The organism is Falsigemmobacter intermedius (assembly GCF_004054105.1).
In the GTDB taxonomy this organism is placed as follows: domain Bacteria; phylum Pseudomonadota; class Alphaproteobacteria; order Rhodobacterales; family Rhodobacteraceae; genus Wagnerdoeblera; species Wagnerdoeblera intermedia.
This window is the reverse complement of record NZ_SBLC01000003.1, coordinates 1-18,390: the sequence shown is the minus strand read 5'-3', so window position 1 is coordinate 18,390 and position 18,390 is coordinate 1. Positions and strand designations below refer to the sequence as shown.

Sequence of the window (18,390 nt, the reverse complement as noted above, 5' to 3'; positions counted from 1 at the left end):
CTGCCCTATGCCATTGGTGGACGCGCCGCGGCAAGACGGTTATACCGCAATGCGATTATGCCGCCCCGGCAAAGGGGCCCGGCCTGAGCCCTGCCGCCTTCCTCGCGGCGGGGCCGAGAGGGATAAAGGATACCGCTTTGAACCAGAACGCGAGCAAACCCCACGACCGCCTTGCCGCTTCCCTCGCCGCTGAGATGGAGGCCGTCAATGCCGTGATCCGCGAGCGCATGGCCAGCCGGCACGCGCCGCGCATCCCTGAGGTGACGGCGCATCTGGTCGAAGCCGGTGGCAAGCGTTTGCGCCCGATGCTGACGCTGGCGGCGGCAAAGCTTCTGGGCAGCGATGACATCCGCGCGGTGAAACTGGCGGCAACGGTTGAGTTCATCCACACCGCAACCCTGCTGCACGACGATGTGGTCGACGAAAGCACAAAGCGCCGTGGCCGCCCGACGGCGAACCTGCTGTGGGACAATAAATCCTCAGTTCTGGTCGGGGATTATCTCCTCGCCCGTGCCTTTCAGCTGATGACCGAATGCGGCTCGCTGGAGGTGGTGACCACCCTGGCCAATGCCTCAGCCGTCATCTCGGAAGGGGAGGTGCTGCAGCTGACCGCCGCCCAAAGCCTGGAAACCGGGACCGAGATTTATCTCAACGTCATCCGTGGCAAGACGGCCGCGCTCTTCTCGGCGGCCTGCGAAGTCGGCGGCATGGTCGCAAATGCCACCCCCGCGCAGCAGGCCGCGCTTTTTGCCTATGGTGACGCGCTTGGCATCGCCTTCCAGATGGCAGATGACCTTCTGGACTACGGTGGCACCTCAGCCATCGGCAAGAACATCGGCGACGATTTCCGCGAGCGCAAGCTGACCCTGCCGGTGATCCTGGCGGTCGAGAAAGCCGATGTGGAGGAGCGCGCTTTCTGGACCCGCGTCATTGAAAAGGGCGACCAGCGCGAGGGCGATCTCGAAGAGGCGCTGCGCCTGATGCAAAAACACGGCACGCTGGAGGCGACCCGCCTTGAAGCCCATGCCTGGGCCGACAAAGCCCGTGCCGCCCTGGCCGATCTGCCCGATCACCCGCTGCGCGGCATTCTGGCTGATGTGGCGACCTATGTGGTGGCGCGGCTGACCTGAGCCTCGCGGCCCTGCCCCATGAAAAAGGCCCGGAGGTCACCTCCGGGCCTTTTTCCGTCAGGCTTCGGGCAGAGCCCGGACCAGATCGGTGAAATGCTCACCCCGTTTCTCGAAGCTGGTGTATTGATCGAAACTCGCCGCCGCAGGGGCCAGCAGGACCACCTCACCCGGCTCGGCTTCGGCATGGGCGCGGGCCACGGCCTGCTCCATGGTCTCGCAGATCTCCTGCTCAAGACCGCCAAGCTGCAGCGCAAATTCGCGGGCCGAATGGCCGATCAGATAGGCCTTGACCACATTGCCCAGATCATTCAGCGCGCCCTGAACGCCGCCGTCTTTGCCAAGCCCGCCCGCGATCCAGCGGATCTTCGGGAAGGCCCGCAGCGCCTGAACCGCGCTGTCGACATTGGTGGCCTTGCTGTCGTTGACGTAACGCACACCATTGATCTCACGCACAATCTGGCTGCGGTGCGGCAGACCGGCAAAGCTGTGCAGGGCCAGTTCAATATCGCGCGGACCAAGGCCAAGCGCCCGGCAGGCCGCCCAGGCGGCAGCGGCGTTCTGATGGTTATGCGCGCCCGGCAGCCCCGGAACGCCGCGCAGATCCACAGAGGCCAGCTGACGGCCCTTGCGATACTCCGACAAAAACCCCTTACGCGCGAAGACCGACCAGCCGAACTGATCAAGCTTTTGCCCCGAGGAGATGCGGATCACCCGGTCATCCTGGGGCCCGTGGCTGAGCTGCCCGGCGAGATAGACGCCTTCCGGCTCATCCACACCGATCACCGCACGGTCCGGACCACCTTCCGCGAAAAGGCGGCGCTTGGCGGCGAAATAGCCGCCCATGCCGTTGTGACGATCCATGTGATCGGGCGAGAGATTGGTGAAAACCGCCACATCCGGCGTCAGCGCCCGCGCCAGATCGGTCTGATAAGACGAAAGCTCCAGCACCACGATGCCGCCGTCTTCGGGCGGATCAATATCCAGCACACCGCGACCGATATTCCCGGCCATGACCGCATCACGTCCGGCTTCCTGCAGGATATGGGTGATCAGCGCCGTGGTGGTCGATTTGCCGTTTGATCCGGTGACCGCCACCACACGCGGGGCGACATCGTAGTCCCCCCAGGAGCTTTGCCCCAGCGAGCGGAAGAACAGCCCGATGTCATTGTCGACCGGCACGCCAAGCTGCATCGCCCGCGCCAGCACAGGGTGCGGCGCGGGGTAAAGATGCGGGATGCCGGGCGAGGTGATCACGCAGGCCAGCGTCGTCAGTACATTGTCGCGGCGCAGATCTTCAGGGGCAAAGCCCTCAGCCTCTGCCTTTGCGCGCCCCTCAGCGCTGTCATCCCAGACCACCGGGATAGCCCCCCCGGCCGCCAGCGCCCGCGCGGTGGCGAGGCCGGAGCGTCCAAGCCCCAGCACCCCCACACGCTGCCCTTCAAAACCCTCAACCGGGATCATGGCTCAGCCGATCTCTGCAAGACGGGCCAGCGCCGCCTTGAGTTTCGAAAGCTCTTCCTCACGCAGGGCGAGGTTGGTGCGGGCTTCCTCAACCACTTCTTCCGCCGCGCTTTCGACGAATTTCGGGTTCGACAGACGCCCGCGCAGACCGCCGGCCTCTTTCTCGATCTTCGCCGCAGCCTTCTCGAGGCGCGCCTTTTCAGCCGCCACGTCGATCACCCCTGCCAGCGGCAGCGCGAAGGCCCCGCCCTCAACCGGGATGGTGACCGAACCCTTCGGGGCCGCACCTTCCGTGATGTCGCCCAGACGGGCCAGACGCTTGATGAGCGCTTCGTTGCGGGCAAAGGCCGCGCGGCCGGTCGCATCCAGCTCGGTCATCAGGACCGGCAGGTGCAGCCCCACCGGCACGCCCATCTGCGCACGGGCCGAGCGGATGTCTTCGATCAATGCGATCACCCAGTTCATCTCGCGGGTCGCTTCCGCGTCGATCATCTCGTCGCCGTAGGTCGGCCAGTCCTGATGGACCAGCAGCTTCGGGCGCGCGCCGGTCAGCGCCCAAAGCTCTTCGGTGATAAAGGGCATGATCGGATGCAGCAGGATCATCGACTGATCGAGCACGAAGGCCATGGTCGCACGGGTTTCCGCCGCCAGTGCCTCATCGGCGAAGAGCGGTTTGGCAAATTCGACGTACCAGTCGCAGACCTTGCCCCAGACGAATTTGTAAAGCGCATCCGCCGCATCGTTGAAGCGGAAGTTCTCGAGAGCTTCATCGACCTCAGCCCGCACTTTCGCAGCTTCCGAGAGAATCCAGCGGTTCACCACGGCGGTGGCCTTGGGGGCCTCCGTCTGCGTGGTATGACCTTCCCAGACGCCGTTCATCTCCGCGAAGCGGGTGGCGTTCCAGAGCTTGGTGCCGAAGTTCCGGTAGCCGGTGATGCGGCTCATATCCATCTTCAGCACGCCACCGATCGAGGCCATGGCCGCATTCGTGAAGCGCAAAGCATCCGCGCCGAATTCGTCGATGATCTCCAGCGGGTCGACGACGTTGCCCAGAGATTTCGACATCTTCTTGCCCTTGGCGTCGCGCACGAGGCCATGGAGATAGACGGTGTGGAAGGGCACGTCTTCGACCACGGCAAGCTGCATCATCATCATCCGGGCAACCCAGAAGAAGAGGATGTCTGCCCCGGTGATCAGAACGGAGGTCGGATGGTATTTCGCCAGTTCCGGCGTCTGCTCCGGCCAGCCCATGGTGCCGATCGGCCAGAGGCCCGAGGAGAACCAGGTGTCAAGCACATCGGCTTCGCGCCAGACCGGATAGACCAGTTTGGTCGGATCCTGGCTGAGGTTATACTCAGCCAGCGAGGAAACCAGCAGATCCATGGCTTCCGCGCGGGTTTCCACTTCCACGATGCGGGCATGGTTCAGCGGCATCGGCAGCGGAGCCAATGCGTCACGGAACTGTCCGCAGACCGCGTCAAAGTTCGGGGCGCAGAAATAGGCCGGGTCTTTGGCGTTGAAATGACCCTCGTTCAGCAGGCGGAAAAGCTCCACGTGATCGAGCGCATTGTCGCCCTGGTCGTCGGTGAAGCCACCTGCGATATCAAGGCCATACCAGACCGGGATCTGGTGACCCCACCAGAGCTGACGCGAGATGCACCAGGGCTCGATGTTTTCCAGCCAGTGGTAATAGGTCTTCTCACCCGATTCCGGGATGATTTTGGTTTTACCCGAGCGCACGGCGTCCAGCGCCGGTTCCACGATCTTCGCGGTATCGACGAACCACTGGTCGGTCAGCATCGGCTCGATGACCACTTTCGAGCGGTCGCCGAAGGGCTGCATGATCTTCTTGTCTTCGACCACCGGGACCAGCGAGAGGTCTTCAGCATTGGTCTCAGGATCAATCTCTTTAACCAGCTCGGTCACGGCAAAGCCGTCGCCGGTGACCTGTTCGATCACGGCTTTGCGGCATTCATAACGATCAAGTCCGCGCCAGGCGTCCGGCACCAGGTTGATCAGATCGACTTCGCCTTCCGTGAAGGGCGCACCGGCGGCAATCTCACGCGCTTTTGCAACCGAGGTGGCATAGTCATAGCCATCGGTGCGCATGCGGGCTTTGGTGTCCATCAGACGGTAGAGCGGCAGATTGGCCCGCTTGGCGACCTGATAGTCGTTGAAATCATGCGCGCCGGTGATCTTCACCGCGCCCGAGCCGAAATCCATTTCCGGATAGGGGTCCGCAATGATCGGGATCAGGCGGCGGCCCTCTTCGGGACCGGCGGGCAGTTCGACCATTTTCCCGATGATCGGCTGATAACGCTCATCTGCCGGGTTCACAGCAATCGCGCCATCGCCGAGCATGGTCTCGGGACGGGTGGTGGCGATCGAAATATAGTTGCGCTCTTCCTCGAAGATGACTTCGCCGTCTTCGTCCTTCTCGCGGTAGATATAGGTCTCCCCACCGGCGAGCGGATATTTGAAGTGCCACATGTGGCCGGCGACTTCGGTCTGCTCCACTTCCAGATCCGAGATTGCGGTCTCAAAATGGGGGTCCCAGTTCACCAGGCGCTTGCCGCGATAGATCAGACCCTTCTGATACATATCGACGAAGACCTTGATCACCGCGTCGTGGAAGTTGCCTTCCTCGCCCTCAGGCGCGCCGGGGGCCCCCGACATGGTGAAGGCTTCACGTGCCCAGTCGGCCGAGGCGCCAAGGCGCTTCAGCTGGCCGATAATATTGCCGCGCGATTTCTTCTTCTGCTCCCAGACGAGCTTGGTGAAATCTTCGCGGGTGAAATCGGTGCGGCGCTTGCCCTCTTTGCCAAGCTCACGCTCAACCACCATCTGGGTCGCGATGCCCGCATGGTCGGTGCCCGGCTGCCAGAGGGTGTCAAAGCCGCGCATGCGGTGCCAGCGCGTCAGGATATCCTGCAGCGTGTTGTTGAAGGCATGGCCCATATGCAGGCTGCCGGTGACATTCGGCGGCGGGATGACGATGGAGAAAGTCTCCGGGCGGCTGGCATTGGCACCGGCTGCGAAGGCATTGGCCTCATCCCAGCGGGCGGCAATGCGGGCTTCGGCCTCGGCGGGGTTAAACGTCTTTTCCATCGGCATGACAGGGTATCCCTATTTTCTTGACCGTTATGTAGCGATTGGAACCCGCAAGGGGAAGTGCGGCAGGTCAGACCGCGCGGTCGATCCGGGTGGAAAGATGAATGAGCGACTCGGAGGATTTCACCCCGGTCAGCAGACCGATGCGGTCCAACACCTCATCGAGAGCCGCTGTCGAAGGCGCGGCCACCTGCAAAAGGAGATCAAAGCGCCCCGAGGTGGTATGCGCCACCTCAACCTCCGGCACCGATTTCAGACGCGAGAGAATCGCGGCCTGGGCGCGGGGCTCAATCGTCAGAAGAATGGTCGCCCGGATCCGCGCCGCCCGCGCCGCTTCGCCCAGTTTCAGCGTATAGCCCGCAATGATCCCCGAGGCCTCCAGCCGCTCGAGCCGCGCCTGAACGGTGGAGCGTGCCACCTTCAGCCGCCGCGCCAGCGTGGCCACCGACATGCGGGCATCCGCGCTGAGCAGGCCTAAGATGGTCCGGTCCATGTCATCCATGTCACACCCCTTCAGAATGACGATCTTTTCGTCATTATAACGGCATATTTCGTCGAATGACAGGTTTTCAACGCAGTCTTTGTGCCGCATATCGCCAATTCAGTTTTCAGGAAAAGGGCGGCTCATACGCACCTGGCCTGGTTGGATGAAACGCACACGCGCGTTCCCCAACCCGAAGTCCGGGGCAAGGATGCTGCGTTCTGTTGGCAAAGGATTGGCCGATGGGACTGTCGAAAACGATCTGGGCAAAGCCGGCGGAATATATCGCCCACCAGCGCCCGGAAAATCCGGTGATGTTCTTCGCGCCCGGTGTCCTGCAGGATGTCGCGCGCCGCTTCATTGACGGCTTTCCGGGCTTTGTGAGCTATGCGGTCAAGGCCAATCCCATGGAAGTGGTGATCGAAAACCTGGCCACCGCCGGTCTTCGCGGCTTTCACGTGGGCTCTGTGGCCGAGATGCGCCTGATCCGCCGCCTCGCACCCGATGCGGTGATCCATTACAACAACCCCGTCCGCGCACGCCATGAGATCATCGCCGCCCATGAGCTGCGGGTGAAAAGCTTTGCCGTCGACAGCCGCAGTGAACTGGCCAAGCTGGTTGAGCTGCTGCCCACGCAGGGCGTTGAAATCAGCGTTCGCTTCCGCCTGCCCGCCCCGGGCGCAGAGGACCGCGCCTTTGCCAAATTCGGCGCAGACCCTGAGCTTGCTGCAGATCTGCTGGCACAGGTGGCGGCCGCAGGCTTCACCCCCTCGCTCAGCTTCCACCCTGGCACCCAATGCACGGAAGCCGCAGAGTGGGAGCGTCATATTCTGGCCGCGGCTGAGATTGCGCAAAAGGCCGGGGTGACGATCGCCCGTCTGAACGTCGGCGGTGGCTTTCCGGGGCACCGCCTGAACGGCGAGAAGCCTGATCTGAAGGGGATCTTCGCCGCCATTGCTGTCAGCACCCAAAGTGCTTTCGGCGAAACCGCGCCCCAACTCGTCTGCGAGCCGGGGCGCGGGATGGTGGCGGAATGCTTCACCCTTGGCACCTGCGTGCGGGCGCTGCGCGATGATGAGCATGTTTTTCTGAACGACGGCACCTATGGCAGTCTTGATGAGCTGCCGCTCGTCGGTCTGACGGACCGCATCGAGGTGCTGAGCCCGGAAGGGCAGCGGAAAAACGGCCCCGCACGGCTGCGGGTGCTCTTTGGCCCGACCTGCGACTGGGTTGACCGTCTGCCGGGGGCCGTTCCGCTCGCGGGCGATCTGGCCGAGGGGGACTATCTGCTTTTCAGCGGGCTCGGGGCCTATTCCATCGCCACCAACACCCGCTTCAACGGCTTCGGGGATGTGGCGATTGAAACCGTGCTCTCGCTGAAATGACACCTGACGGAGCGGCCCGCACAGCGGGCCCTCCGCCGCCCTCATTCTTCGGGCGAAACCTCTGCTGCATCCCCCAACGGACCAGCCGCCACCCACCAGTCCGGGTAGCAGTCCTGCACGTCATAAACCGCCCGCATCGCGGCTGATTTTTCCGCAAAAAGCGCAAAGCAGGTGGCGCCTGAGCCGGACATCCGGGCGAAAAGAACCTCCGGCAGATCCCAGAGCGTATCGAGCAGATCACCGATCTGAGGCGCCAGAGCAATCGCGGGCTCTTCGAGATCATTGCGCTGCTCTGCCAGCCAGTCGAGAAACGCGCCCGCATCCGCCCAAGAGGTCTCCGGCAGCGCCAGAGGCGGGTTCTCCTTCACCTTCAGGGCGCGAAAGACCGCAGGCGTCGGCACTTCGACCCGAGGATTGGCCAGCAGCACCCAAAGCTTCGGCAGCGCCGGAGCCGGCGTCAGAATTTCGCCGATCCCTGACATCCGGCAACTCTGCCCGGCCAGACAGACCGGAACATCCGCCCCCAGCGACAGGACCGCCCCCGCCCCCGGAAGCGCCGCCCCGCTGTTGCGCGAAAGCAGCCGCAAAGTCGCTGCCGCATCCGCGGAACCGCCACCGATGCCAGAGGCCCGCGGCAAAGACTTTTCCAGTTCAAGCCCCAGCCCCTCAGGCAGGCCGCAAAGCCGGGCGGCTTTCAGAACCAGATTATCTTCCCCCGCAGAAAGGCCCCGCCCCTCCGGGCCGATGATCCGCAGCGGCTCTGCTGCGCCTTCGACCAGCCTCAGGCGGTCCCCCACCCCGGCAAAGCTGACCAGGCTGTCAAGCAGGTGGTAGCCATCATCGCGCTGCCCGGTCACATGAAGGGCCAGGTTGATCTTAGCGGCGGCAAATTCAGTCAGGCTCATTTTTTAACGCGTCGTGCATCCAGTGTGGGAAGTTTTTCTTCGACCAGAACCTGATCCAGCCCGACCTCCAGCTTGCGGCGGATGCGGTTAGCGTCCTTTTCCGTCGGCTCAAAGGAGAGGGCGCGGCGCCACTGGAAGCGGGCTTCAGAGTGACGCCCCACCGCCCAATACACATCGCCAAGGTGATCGGTCACAATCGGATCCACCGGCATCAGCAGAGAGGCGGTCTCCATATGCTGCACCGCCTCCTCGTAACGGCCGGTCAGGAACAGCCCCCAGGCCAGAGAGTCGATGATATAACCATCGCGCGGCCGCTTGCGCACGGCTTCCTCGATCATCCCGATCGCTTCTTCAATCTTCATATTCCGATCGAGAAGCGAGTAGCCAAGGTAATTCAGAACCTCCGGCTGACCGGGGTTCAACTCAAGCGCTTTGCGGAAATCCGGTTCTGCTTTGCCGAATTCCTTTGCCTGCTCCCAGGCGATGCCACGGCTGTAGTAAAGCGCCCAATGGGCTGGTTCCGGACGGCCCAGCAGTTCAATGGCCCGCGAATAGGCGGCGGCGGCTTCGCCATAACGCTCTTCGCGGCGCAGCAGATCGCCGAGGCCCACATGAACCGAGAGATACTTCGGATAGGCTTTGACCAGTTCGGTCATGCCCGCAACGGCCTCCGCCTTGCGGTCTGACTGATAAAGCGCCGTCACCCTGCCCGTCTGGGCCGCGAGGTAGCTGGGGTTGGCGGCGGGGATACGATCATAAGCCTCAACTGCCAGCTCGTATCGACCAAGGTTTTCGAGCACCGAGGCGGTCAGCAGCGTTGCGTCGGTATGATCGGGGCGCAGATATTCTGACAGACGCGACTGGATCAGCGTCTCGCTGTCGGGGGCCTCCCCCTGCATCAGCCCTGCGAGAATGTGAAAGACCTCTGCCGCACCATCCTGGGCAGTGCGCACGGTTTCAAAAGGCAGCGCCTCACGCTTGTCCAGACGGGCACGCAGGGTGGCAATCTCCGGATCGGTGCGATCCCCGAAGCCCGCATCCAGCAGACCTTTTGCTTCGTCAAAGCGATCAAGCTGGCTGAGCACTTCAATGCGGGCGAAGGTGCCACGGCGGGTCGAGAAGAGAGCATTCTTCTCATCCGCCATCAATTCGGCTGCGCCTTCAAAATCCCCGGCCATCGCAAGGGCAAGTGCCTTGTGGTAAAGCCCGAAGAGCTCCATCCCGGCGGCTTTGTTCAGCGCGTCGAAAGCGGCGATCCCCTCAGACATGCTGCCCGCGCCGATATGCGCCCAGCCAAGCAGCAGCTGATTGACCAGATTGCCCGGACCGATCTGCGCGGCGGGCAGATCACTGAGAAGGGCTGCATAATCCTGCGCGGCGAATTTGCCTGCGATGATCACGGTGGTGGTGATCGGTGCCGCCTCACCCAGCCCGGCCAGACGCTCTGCGACGGGGACGGCTCTGGCAACCTCTCCCTCGCCGGTCAGGGCCACCACCAGACTTTCCAGCAGAGTGACATTCGCCGGATCATGCTCCAGCGCCAGCCCCAGCCAGTGGGACGCCTCGCGGAAGTCAGAGGCGATATCGGCAGAGCGTGCTGCCAGATAGGGCCCGGCCACCTCTGCCTTCGCAGGCAGCGCGCTCAGCGGCAATAAAGAAGCCCCGGCAAGGGCCAGGACGAAACGCAGGGACGACAAAGAAGTCAAATCGGATCTCCGGCTTACCTGCGACAAGCTAAGGCCCAATGCGCGCCGGGGCAATTCCCCCGGCGCGCATATCACGCAAGCGTCACATATTCGGGTAGTTCGGACCGTCGCCACCCTGCGGCGTGGTCCAGTTGATGTTCTGCGACGGGTCTTTGATGTCGCAGGTTTTGCAATGGACGCAGTTCTGGAAGTTGATCTGGAAGCGGGCATCCGCCCCCTCCCCGATCACCTCATAGACGCCGGCCGGGCAATACCGCTGCGCGGGTTCTGCATATTTCGGCAGGTTGACCGCGATCGGGATCGACTTGTCTTTGAGCTTCAGGTGGCAGGGCTGGCTCTCTTCATGGTTGGTGAAAGAGAAAGCCACGTTGGTCAGACGATCGAAGGACAAAACGCCATCGGGTTTCGGGTAATCGATCGGCTTGAAGTTCTTCGCCTCACCGGTCGCCTGAGCGTCGTTTTTGCCGTGCCCCAGAGTGCCAAAGAGCGACAGACCGAAGAGGTTGTTGGTCCACATATCAAGACCACCGAGCGGCACGCCAAGCGCGAGACCAAATTTCGACCAGAGCGGCTTCATATTGCGCACGGGCTTGAGGTCTTTGGCGATCGGACCCGAACGCACCGAAGTCTCATAAGCGGTCAGCTCATCGCTTTCCCGACCGGCCTTCAGCGCCTCATAGGCAGCCTCAGCCGCCGCTTTGCCCGAGAGCATCGCGTTGTGGTTGCCCTTGATGCGCGGCACGTTGACCATACCGGCCGAGCAGCCCAGCAGCGCCACGCCCGGAGCCACGAGCTTCGGCAGCGACTGCCAGCCGCCCTCAGTAATGGCGCGCGCACCGTAAGCCACGCGCTTGCCGCCCTTCAGAAGCTCCGCCACCACCGGGTGATGCTTGAAGCGCTGGAACTCCATATAGGGGTAGAGATAGGGGTTTTCGTAGTTCAGGTGGACCACGAAGCCCACGTAAACCTGATTGTTCTCGATGTGATAGATGAAGGAACCGCCACCGGTTTTATTGCCCAGCGGCCAGCCCATGGTATGGGTGACCGAACCAAGCTTGTGCTTGGCGGGATCGATCTCCCAGATTTCTTTCATCCCGATGCCGAACTTCTGCGGCTCTTTACCGGCAGAAAGATCGTATTTCGCAATGACTTCCTTCGAGAGCGAGCCGCGCACGCCTTCCGACAGGAAGACATATTTGCCCAGCAGCTCCATCCCCGGCTCATAGCCCGGACCCGGCTCGCCGGTCTCACCGTCGCGGCCGAATTCACCGGCGACCACGCCTTTGACTTCGCCGTTCGGCCCATAGACCAGCTGGCTTGCCGACATGCCGGGGAAGATTTCCACGCCGAGCGCTTCGGCCTGTTCCGCCAGCCAGCGGCAGACATTCGCCATCGAGACGATGTAATTGCCGTGGTTGTGCATGAAGCCCGGCATCGGCCAGTTCGGAATGCGCAGGCTGCCCGCTTCGCCAAGCACGAGGAAATTGTCGTCCTTCACCTCAACGGTGACCGGCGCACCCTTTTCCTTCCAGTCCGGGATCAGCGCATCAAGACCCGCGGGGTCGAGAACCGCGCCGGAGAGAATATGCGCCCCGATCTCAGAGCCCTTTTCCAGCAGAACCACCGACAGATCGGGGTCAAGCTGCTTCAGCCGGATCGCGGCCGAAAGCCCCGACGGACCACCGCCAACGATGACCACATCATATTCCATCGACTCGCGTTCGATCGCTTCCGTCATTTTTGCCTCCGTCAAGTCGGGGTCCGCTAGCGCACGGGCCCGCGCGCGTGGGTCTTTGTGTCGCGGCCTTGCTAGCGAAGCCTCCCGCAGGGGTCAATCGCGCGATAACATTATTGCGCATATGCATATCACTTCTGCATCTTTCCTCAGCATCCGCGCAGAAAATCCGGGCCTTGCGGGGTTCTGCCGCATCACGAAGCGGGGGCTTGCAATCCGGCCCCGCAGCGGTCAGGAATTAATCAAACACTCAGGACGCCGTGCCCCCAAAAGGCATGGCGTCAGCTTTTAAGGAGGCGGGGCGATGGAAAAGATCCCGATGACCCGGGCAGGATTTGACCAGCTCGACGCAGAACTGCGTCAACTGAAAAGCGAAGAGCGGCCTGCAGTTATCCGCGCGATTGCAGAGGCACGTGAGCACGGTGACCTCTCGGAAAACGCTGAGTATCATGCGGCGCGTGAGCGCCAGAGCTTTGTAGAGGGCCGAATCAAGGAACTCGAAGGGCTGCTGGGCCTGGCAGAGGTGATTGACACGTCGAAACTCTCGGGTTCGATCAAGTTCGGCGCCAAGATCGTCATCGTTGATGAAGACACCGATGAAGAGCGCAGCTATCAGATCGTCGGTGAAGCCGAAGCCGATCTTGAGCGCGGCCTGCTGAACATCAAATCGCCCCTCGCCCGCGCCCTGATCGGCAAAGACGAAGGCGACAGCGTCGAAGTGCGCACCCCCGGCGGGCAGCGTAACTATGAAGTGATCTCCATCCGTTACGAGTAAGCAGCGGGTAAGACCATGTGCAGGATCACCCGCCATGTCTGAGCATCTTCATGCCTGAGCGTCTTCGCCCCACAACGCCCCCCGGCCCGGCGGGTGAGCCGGTCGTTTCGCAGGTCAGTGCTGCGGAAGTGCTGACCCTCGGACTGGGTCTGGTCTGGCTGGCCGGCGGTCTCGCGCTGGCTTTCTTCGGCGGCGAAAGTGCGCCGCGCGGTGTCAGCCTGATCGCGCTGGTCGTTCTGCCCGCGCTGCTTTTTGCCGGCGCGGGCTTTGCCCTGCACCGCATGCGCCTGCTGAAAGAAGAGGCCCGCAGCCTGCGTGCCGCCCTTGAGGCCCTGCGCCAGGAGCGCACCACCCGCACCCAGGCCAGCGCCGCAGCGCTGCGTCCCGCGGCCGCCCCGTCCCAGCCTGCCCCCCGCCCCCAGCCTGCGGCGGCCCGGCCCCAGCCTGCGCAGCGCGCGCCCTCTGAGGATCAGTCCTCTCTCGCCTTTGATCTGCAGCCTGCAGGCCCGCCCCTGCGCCCCGAGGAACTCAGCCGTGCGCTGAACTTCCCCGACGGCCCCGAGGATGCAGAGGGCATCCGCTGCCTGCGCCTGGCGCTTGAAGACCGCGATGCGGCACGGATGATCCGCTCAGCCCAGGATGTGCTGACGCTTCTGGCGCAGGACGGCATCTATATGGATGATCTTCTTCCCGAACCGGCGCCGACGGAACTCTGGCGGCGTTTCGCGGGCGGCGAGCGCGGGGCCACGGTTGCCGCCATCGGCGGGATCCACGACCGCTCCTCGCTGGCGCTGACCGGGGCGCGGATGCGCTCGGATGCCGTTTTCCGCGATGCGGCACATCATTTCCTGCGCCAATACGACCGCTGCCTGCAGACCTTCAGCAAAGAGGCCTCCGATGCTGATCTCCAGGCCATGTCCGAGACCCGCACCTCCCGCGCCTTCATGCTGCTGGGCCGGGTGGCCGGGGTCTTTGACTGACCCCGCCTTCATCGCATGAAAAAGGCCCCTCGAAGGGGCCTTTGATCCGAACATCCTGCGCGGATCAGAAGTCTTCGCCGAAGCGGTTCGCCACCAGCGCCTGCAATGCGCTCAGCAGTTCACTGGCCTGAGGGCCGCTGGTCTCGACTTCGATAAAAGTGCCCTTATGGGCCCCCAGCATCAGCAGGCCCATGATCGAATCGCCCGAAACGCGCATCCCGTCGCGGCTGACCATGGCCACGCCGTCGAAGGACTCCACCGTCTCAACAAACTTCGCCGAAGCCCGGGCATGCAGCCCTTTCTCGTTGACGATCTTCAGGTTTTGACTGGTGGTCACAGGCGGCTCTCCCCCGGCCCCAGATCGCGGCCGTCAATGTACTTACGACCCGCAAGTACCGCAGCCTGAACCGCCTCGTCCAGCGGAAGATGTCGCGATTGCATGAGTTTAAGCAACATAGGCACATTGGCCCCGGTCAGAATATGCCGCGCACCCGGACCTTTCACCGCCTGACAGAGGTTGGCCGGAGAGCTTCCGTGCAGATCGACCACCACCGCCACACCAGAGCCGGTATCCACCGACATGGCCGCATCGCGGATCTCGACCCATTTGGCGGTGCGATCGTAATCAGCATCAATGCTGACTGCGCGCACACCATTCTGAATGCCCACCACATGCTGCACCGCAGCAAGCAACTCGCGTGCGAGGCCGCCATGCGCGACGATCACAATGCCGATGTCGGCGGTGGTTGAGAGATGAGACATTGCCTGGCCCATGGCGGCTGACTTACTCCTCACCCGCGGCAGGCGCTTTCGCAGCCGCGGTGCCCTGTGGGGCGCGCTCAAGTTCGCGGTGGCGGATTGCAACCTGCCAGCCTTCCTGTGACAGGGTATCGCCCAGTTTTTCTGCGACTGCAACAGACCTGTGCTGACCGCCCGTGCAGCCAAATCCGATGACCAGATGCGCCTTACCCTCCTCTATATGGGCAGGGAGCAGCATCCTTACCAGACCCGCGACCCGATCAAAGTATTCCGCAAAACGGGGGTCTTTACTGACGTAATCCGCCACTCGCGGGTCGCGCCCGTTCAGGGGGCGCAGCTTCGGCTCCCAATAGGGATTGCGCAGAAAGCGGCAGTCGAAAATCATATCGACGCCCCGCGGGATGCCGCGCTTATAGCTGAAACTCTGCACCGAAACCGCCAGCCGCTGCGCCGGGGCATCGCCGATCCAGGCTGCCAGCTCGGCCTTCAGATCGTGCGGCGAGAGATCCGAGGTATCAATCAGCAGATCCGCCCGGTTGCGGATCGGCACCAGCAGATCGGCTTCCCGCAGAATGCCTTCCAGCGGCGGCTGAGAGGGCAACAGAGGATGGCGGCGACGGGTCTCAGAATAGCGGTGAACCAGCACATCGACACGGCAATCGAGATAAAGCAGTTCAAGCGAGACGCGCGGGTCAGCCGTCAGAGTGTCGATCAGCTCAATAAAACCAAGCGCGCTGAAATCGCGGTTGCGCACATCGATCCCCAGGGCCACGCGCCGGCCAAGGATCGGCCCGTCCAGCAGCCGCGGAATCAGCGAAAGCGGCAGGTTGTCGATCGCTTCAAAGCCGAGATCTTCCAGCACCGAAATCGCCGTGCCGCGCCCTGCCCCCGAAGGGCCGGTGACCAGCACGATACGCTGCTGAACTTCTCCCGTGATTTCACTCACTTCAACTCTCCCGTCCGCACCGAATATATTGCCGGATCGCGGCCCCAAGATGGCAAGAGAGCGGCGCAGAGACAAGTTCCAGCCGGTGGTTGAGCAGGCATCTGTCACAAAACTGTGGCAGTCTCGGTCCCTGACGTTGGGTCAGCTCAACCCAGAGGTGTAACGTCGTTTCCGCGCAAAGCTCTGCGCGCAGCAGGCCGATGCCGCGCGCCTCGATCAGATGCGGCAATCCCGCCGGGGCCCGGGCGATCACCCCCTCAGGAGCCGCGCGCAGCTCCACGCAGTCATCCGCGACCAGCCGCCCGCCATAGCCCATCAGTTGCAGCGCCAGAGAGGATTTTCCCGCCCCCGAAGGACCGGTGATCAGAACCCCGCGCCCCTCAAAGTCGACGCAGCTTGCGTGCAGCCTCTCCGTCCCGCTCACACCCGCAGACCCACCACGAAGCGTGCGCCCAGCGGCGGCGAGGTGATGTCATCTTCGGTCGGGCGGATATTTTCCGCCCAGATCACGCCGCCATGCGCCTCAATGATCTGTTTTGAGATCGCCAGACCAAGGCCCGAATGTTCGCCGAACTGCCCCTCCGGACGCTCAGAGTAAAAACGGTTGAAGATCTTTGAGAGCGCCTCTTCCGGGATCCCCGGCCCCGTGTCCTCTACGACCACCAGCACCCGGTTCTCGCGCCGGCGCACCCAGACCCGGACGGCGTCCCCCTCTTCACAAAAGGAAATCGCATTGCCGATCAGATTGACGAAAACCTGTGCCAGCCGCCCCTCCAGCCCGTGGATCAGGATGGGGTCAGCGGGCAGATCGGTGATGAAATCAACGCCCTTCTCCCCGGCCTGCTGACCGAGATATTCGTTGATATTCCTGACGGTTCGCAGAAGGTTGAACTCCTCCTCCTCCTCTTTGACCAGCTCACTGTCGAGCCGCGAGGCATTGGAAATATCGCTGACCAGCCGGTCGAGGCGGCGCACGTCATGGTCAATCACATCAAGCAGGCGGTCCCGATGTTCCGGCTTGCTGACCAGCCGCAGGCTGCCGACCGCCGAGCGCAGAGAGGCCAGCGGGTTCTTGATCTCATGGGCCACATCCGCCGCGAACTGTTCATTGGCATCAATGCGGTCGTAAAGTGCGGCCACCATGCCGCGCAGAGCCCCCGACAGACGTCCGATCTCATCGGGGCGTGCCGTCAGATCGGGAATGCGCACCCGGCCCGGGGCCAGCTTGCGGGCGTTGCGATCCCGGCCAAGCTCGGCCGCCGCCGCAAGATCGGCGAGTGGATTGGCGATGGTCGAGGCCAGAACCAGGCTGAGCGCCACAGAGACGACCAGCGCGATGGCAAACATCCGAAGGATCTGCTCGCGCTCATTGCGGACAAGGCGGTCCAGCGCCCCCCCCTCGGTCAGCGCAACAAGGATCCCGCTCTCTCTGTCCCCCGGGCGCAGCGGGGCGGCCACAGCGAAAAGCGTGGCTCCGCGCGCATCAAGCCCGCTGACAGAAGCGGTCTGCCCGCCTGCCAGAACCTGCGCCACCAGCGAAGCCGCCACCTCAGAGCGAATGGTCGCCTCTCGCGGGGGCGCGCTGCCGGGGATCATATCGGCGACCAGATGCCAGACGCCGGAGAGCAGATCACTCAGGACCGTATTCTCGTCAGAGGCCGCAGACCTCTCCTCAGGATCGGCAGGCGCCGGGGCGGTGCCGGTCACACGCCCCGACCGGTCATAAAGACGCAGCTCGGTATGCGGCGAGCGTGGCAGATCGGCCAGTTGTGCAATCTTCGCCTCTGCTCCCCCCTCCTGCCGCGCCACGAGCGAGGCGATCAGCCGGGTCTCGGTGACGAGAGCTGCCTCACGCTGGACCAGAAGGCTGGTGCGGAAGGGATGGAGAAACAGCACCCCCGCCACCATGACGACCAGGGCCATCAGGTTAAAAATCACGATCTTACGCGCCAGAGGCGAGCGGTTCAGCGACAGCATGCCACGCCGGCGCCGCCGGTCGCGCAGATCGGCATCCGCCGTGGCGGAGGGGCTGACCCAGTCTTCCCCCAGAACCACGCTGCCCTCCTCAGGGCGCGGGGTCTGCTGCGGGCGGTCAGAGAGAGGGGAGGAAGCGGCGCTCATTCTTCGTTGTAACGATAGCCGATGCCATAAAGCGTCTCGATGGCGGCGAAATCGCTGTCGACGGCGCGCATCTTCTTGCGAAGGCGCTTGACGTGGCTGTCGATCGTGCGGTCATCGACATAGACCTGATCGTCATAGGCCACATCCATCAGCTGGTCGCGCGACTTTACGAACCCCGGCCGCTGGGCAAGCGCCTGCAACAGCAAAAACTCGGTCACGGTCAGAGAGACGTCCTGGCCTTTCCAGGTGACGGAATGCCGCAAAGGGTCCATGCGCAGATGTCCGCGCTCCATCAGACGGCTTTCTTCGTTCTGCGGCGTTTCCGCGCCCTGCCGAAACTCCTGCCGACGCAGAAGGGCGCGGATCCGCTCAACCAGAAGGCGTTGACTGAAGGGTTTGCGGATATAGTCATCCGCGCCCATCCGCAGGCCCAGAAGCTCGTCGATCTCATCGTCCTTCGAGGTCAGAAAGATCACGGGCATATTGGTTTTCTGCCGCAGACGCTGCAGCAGATCCATGCCGTCCATTCGCGGCATTTTGATATCAAGCACCGCCAGATCCGGCAATTTACGGTTGAACCCGTCGAGCGCTGACTGGCCATCGTTGTAAGTTTCCACCTCAAAGCCCTCGGCCTCGAGAGTGATAGATACCGACGTCAGAATATTTCTGTCGTCGTCCACAAGCGCGATACGCGACATCACACCGTCCCCAAACTACTGCTCAATGTATTGTTTTGCGCTTATTGTCCTTATTTCACGGGCCGCCTTCAACCGGAAAGGCGAATCGAGCGCCCCTCTGAGGGGTATCAGGCCGCAGTAATTCCCAGGCTTTGACTAGGCCCCGTGGACATTCGGGATTCCCAACCGGTCTGAATTCTGATTCAAGCTTCCAAAAT

At 62.9% G+C, this 18,390-nt stretch carries 16 protein-coding genes; 4 read left to right on the top strand and 12 right to left on the bottom strand.

Annotated features, from left to right (window positions below; genetic code table 11):
* Positions 1–194: 194 nt before the first annotated feature.
* The gene (locus EP867_RS02325) at positions 195–1,130 is read left to right on the top strand and encodes a polyprenyl synthetase family protein (RefSeq protein WP_128486790.1); all 936 of its coding nucleotides are present in this window, start codon (positions 195–197) and stop codon (positions 1,128–1,130) included.
* A 57-nt stretch (positions 1,131–1,187) separates the two neighbouring features.
* Here EP867_RS02325 and murD read toward each other — a convergent pair whose 3' ends face one another.
* From murD to EP867_RS02310, 3 genes are all read right to left on the bottom strand, one after another.
* A complete protein-coding gene (murD, locus tag EP867_RS02320) occupies positions 1,188–2,591 on the bottom strand; it encodes a UDP-N-acetylmuramoyl-L-alanine--D-glutamate ligase (protein ID WP_128486599.1) in 1,404 nt (467 codons plus the stop codon).
* Positions 2,592–2,594: 3 nt separating this feature from the next.
* Positions 2,595–5,705 (bottom strand): valine--tRNA ligase, encoded by a 3,111-nt coding sequence (locus EP867_RS02315; protein ID WP_128486598.1) that lies wholly within the window; start codon positions 5,703–5,705, stop codon positions 2,595–2,597.
* 67 nt (positions 5,706–5,772) lie between these two features.
* Positions 5,773–6,204 carry an Lrp/AsnC family transcriptional regulator gene (locus tag EP867_RS02310; RefSeq protein WP_128486597.1) on the bottom strand — a complete coding sequence of 144 codons (432 nt, stop codon included), beginning with the start codon at positions 6,202–6,204 and terminating at the stop codon, positions 5,773–5,775.
* Positions 6,205–6,425: 221 nt separating this feature from the next.
* On the opposite strand from EP867_RS02310, the gene EP867_RS02305 reads away from it, so the two are divergent.
* The gene (locus EP867_RS02305) at positions 6,426–7,568 is read left to right on the top strand and encodes a type III PLP-dependent enzyme domain-containing protein (protein WP_128486596.1); all 1,143 of its coding nucleotides are present in this window, start codon (positions 6,426–6,428) and stop codon (positions 7,566–7,568) included.
* Positions 7,569–7,609: 41 nt separating this feature from the next.
* Here the strand turns inward: EP867_RS02305 and EP867_RS02300 are convergent, their stop codons facing one another.
* From EP867_RS02300 to EP867_RS02290, 3 genes are all read right to left on the bottom strand, one after another.
* Positions 7,610–8,467 carry a 4-(cytidine 5'-diphospho)-2-C-methyl-D-erythritol kinase gene (locus EP867_RS02300; RefSeq protein WP_380050379.1) on the bottom strand — a complete coding sequence of 286 codons (858 nt, stop codon included), beginning with the start codon at positions 8,465–8,467 and terminating at the stop codon, positions 7,610–7,612.
* A gap of 2 nt (positions 8,468–8,469) precedes the next feature.
* Positions 8,470–10,179 (bottom strand): tetratricopeptide repeat protein, encoded by a 1,710-nt coding sequence (locus EP867_RS02295; protein WP_241656792.1) that lies wholly within the window; start codon positions 10,177–10,179, stop codon positions 8,470–8,472.
* Between the two features lie 82 nt (positions 10,180–10,261).
* Complete coding sequence (locus EP867_RS02290) at positions 10,262–11,917, bottom strand: electron transfer flavoprotein-ubiquinone oxidoreductase (protein ID WP_128486594.1); 1,656 nt, start codon at positions 11,915–11,917, stop codon at positions 10,262–10,264.
* Positions 11,918–12,218: 301 nt separating this feature from the next.
* Here EP867_RS02290 and greA point away from each other — a divergent pair, with 301 nt between their 5' ends.
* Together greA and EP867_RS20425 are read left to right on the top strand one after the other, a co-directional pair.
* Positions 12,219–12,689 (top strand): transcription elongation factor GreA, encoded by a 471-nt coding sequence (gene greA / locus EP867_RS02285; protein ID WP_128486593.1) that lies wholly within the window; start codon positions 12,219–12,221, stop codon positions 12,687–12,689.
* Positions 12,690–12,739: 50 nt separating this feature from the next.
* A complete protein-coding gene (locus tag EP867_RS20425; protein ID WP_128486592.1) occupies positions 12,740–13,669 on the top strand; it encodes a hypothetical protein in 930 nt (309 codons plus the stop codon).
* 64 nt (positions 13,670–13,733) lie between these two features.
* Here EP867_RS20425 and EP867_RS02275 read toward each other — a convergent pair whose 3' ends face one another.
* Genes EP867_RS02275 through EP867_RS02250 form a run of 6 tightly spaced genes read right to left on the bottom strand, consistent with a single transcriptional unit; the run spans position 13,734 to position 18,193 of the window.
* Positions 13,734–14,006: an HPr family phosphocarrier protein gene (locus tag EP867_RS02275; RefSeq protein ID WP_128486591.1), complete on the bottom strand. Its 273-nt coding sequence runs from the start codon at positions 14,004–14,006 to the stop codon at positions 13,734–13,736.
* The gene (locus EP867_RS02270; protein ID WP_128486590.1) at positions 14,003–14,431 is read right to left on the bottom strand and encodes a PTS sugar transporter subunit IIA; all 429 of its coding nucleotides are present in this window, start codon (positions 14,429–14,431) and stop codon (positions 14,003–14,005) included. Before EP867_RS02270 ends, EP867_RS02275 begins: the two co-directional genes overlap by 4 nt.
* Positions 14,432–14,453: 22 nt before the next feature.
* On the bottom strand, positions 14,454–15,365 hold the full coding sequence (gene rapZ, locus EP867_RS02265) for an RNase adapter RapZ (RefSeq protein WP_128486788.1): 912 nt from the start codon (positions 15,363–15,365) through the stop codon (positions 14,454–14,456).
* A 10-nt stretch (positions 15,366–15,375) separates the two neighbouring features.
* Positions 15,376–15,798 (bottom strand): HPr kinase/phosphorylase, encoded by a 423-nt coding sequence (locus tag EP867_RS02260; RefSeq protein WP_128486589.1) that lies wholly within the window; start codon positions 15,796–15,798, stop codon positions 15,376–15,378.
* Positions 15,795–17,495, bottom strand: coding sequence for a sensor histidine kinase (locus EP867_RS02255; RefSeq protein WP_128486588.1), 1,701 nt, complete (start codon positions 17,493–17,495; stop codon positions 15,795–15,797). The genes EP867_RS02260 and EP867_RS02255 overlap by 4 nt, the downstream gene beginning before the upstream one ends.
* Positions 17,492–18,193, bottom strand: a complete 702-nt coding sequence (locus EP867_RS02250; protein WP_128486587.1) for a response regulator transcription factor — start codon at positions 18,191–18,193, stop codon at positions 17,492–17,494. Before EP867_RS02250 ends, EP867_RS02255 begins: the two co-directional genes overlap by 4 nt.
* Between the last annotated feature and the right edge of the window lie 197 nt (positions 18,194–18,390).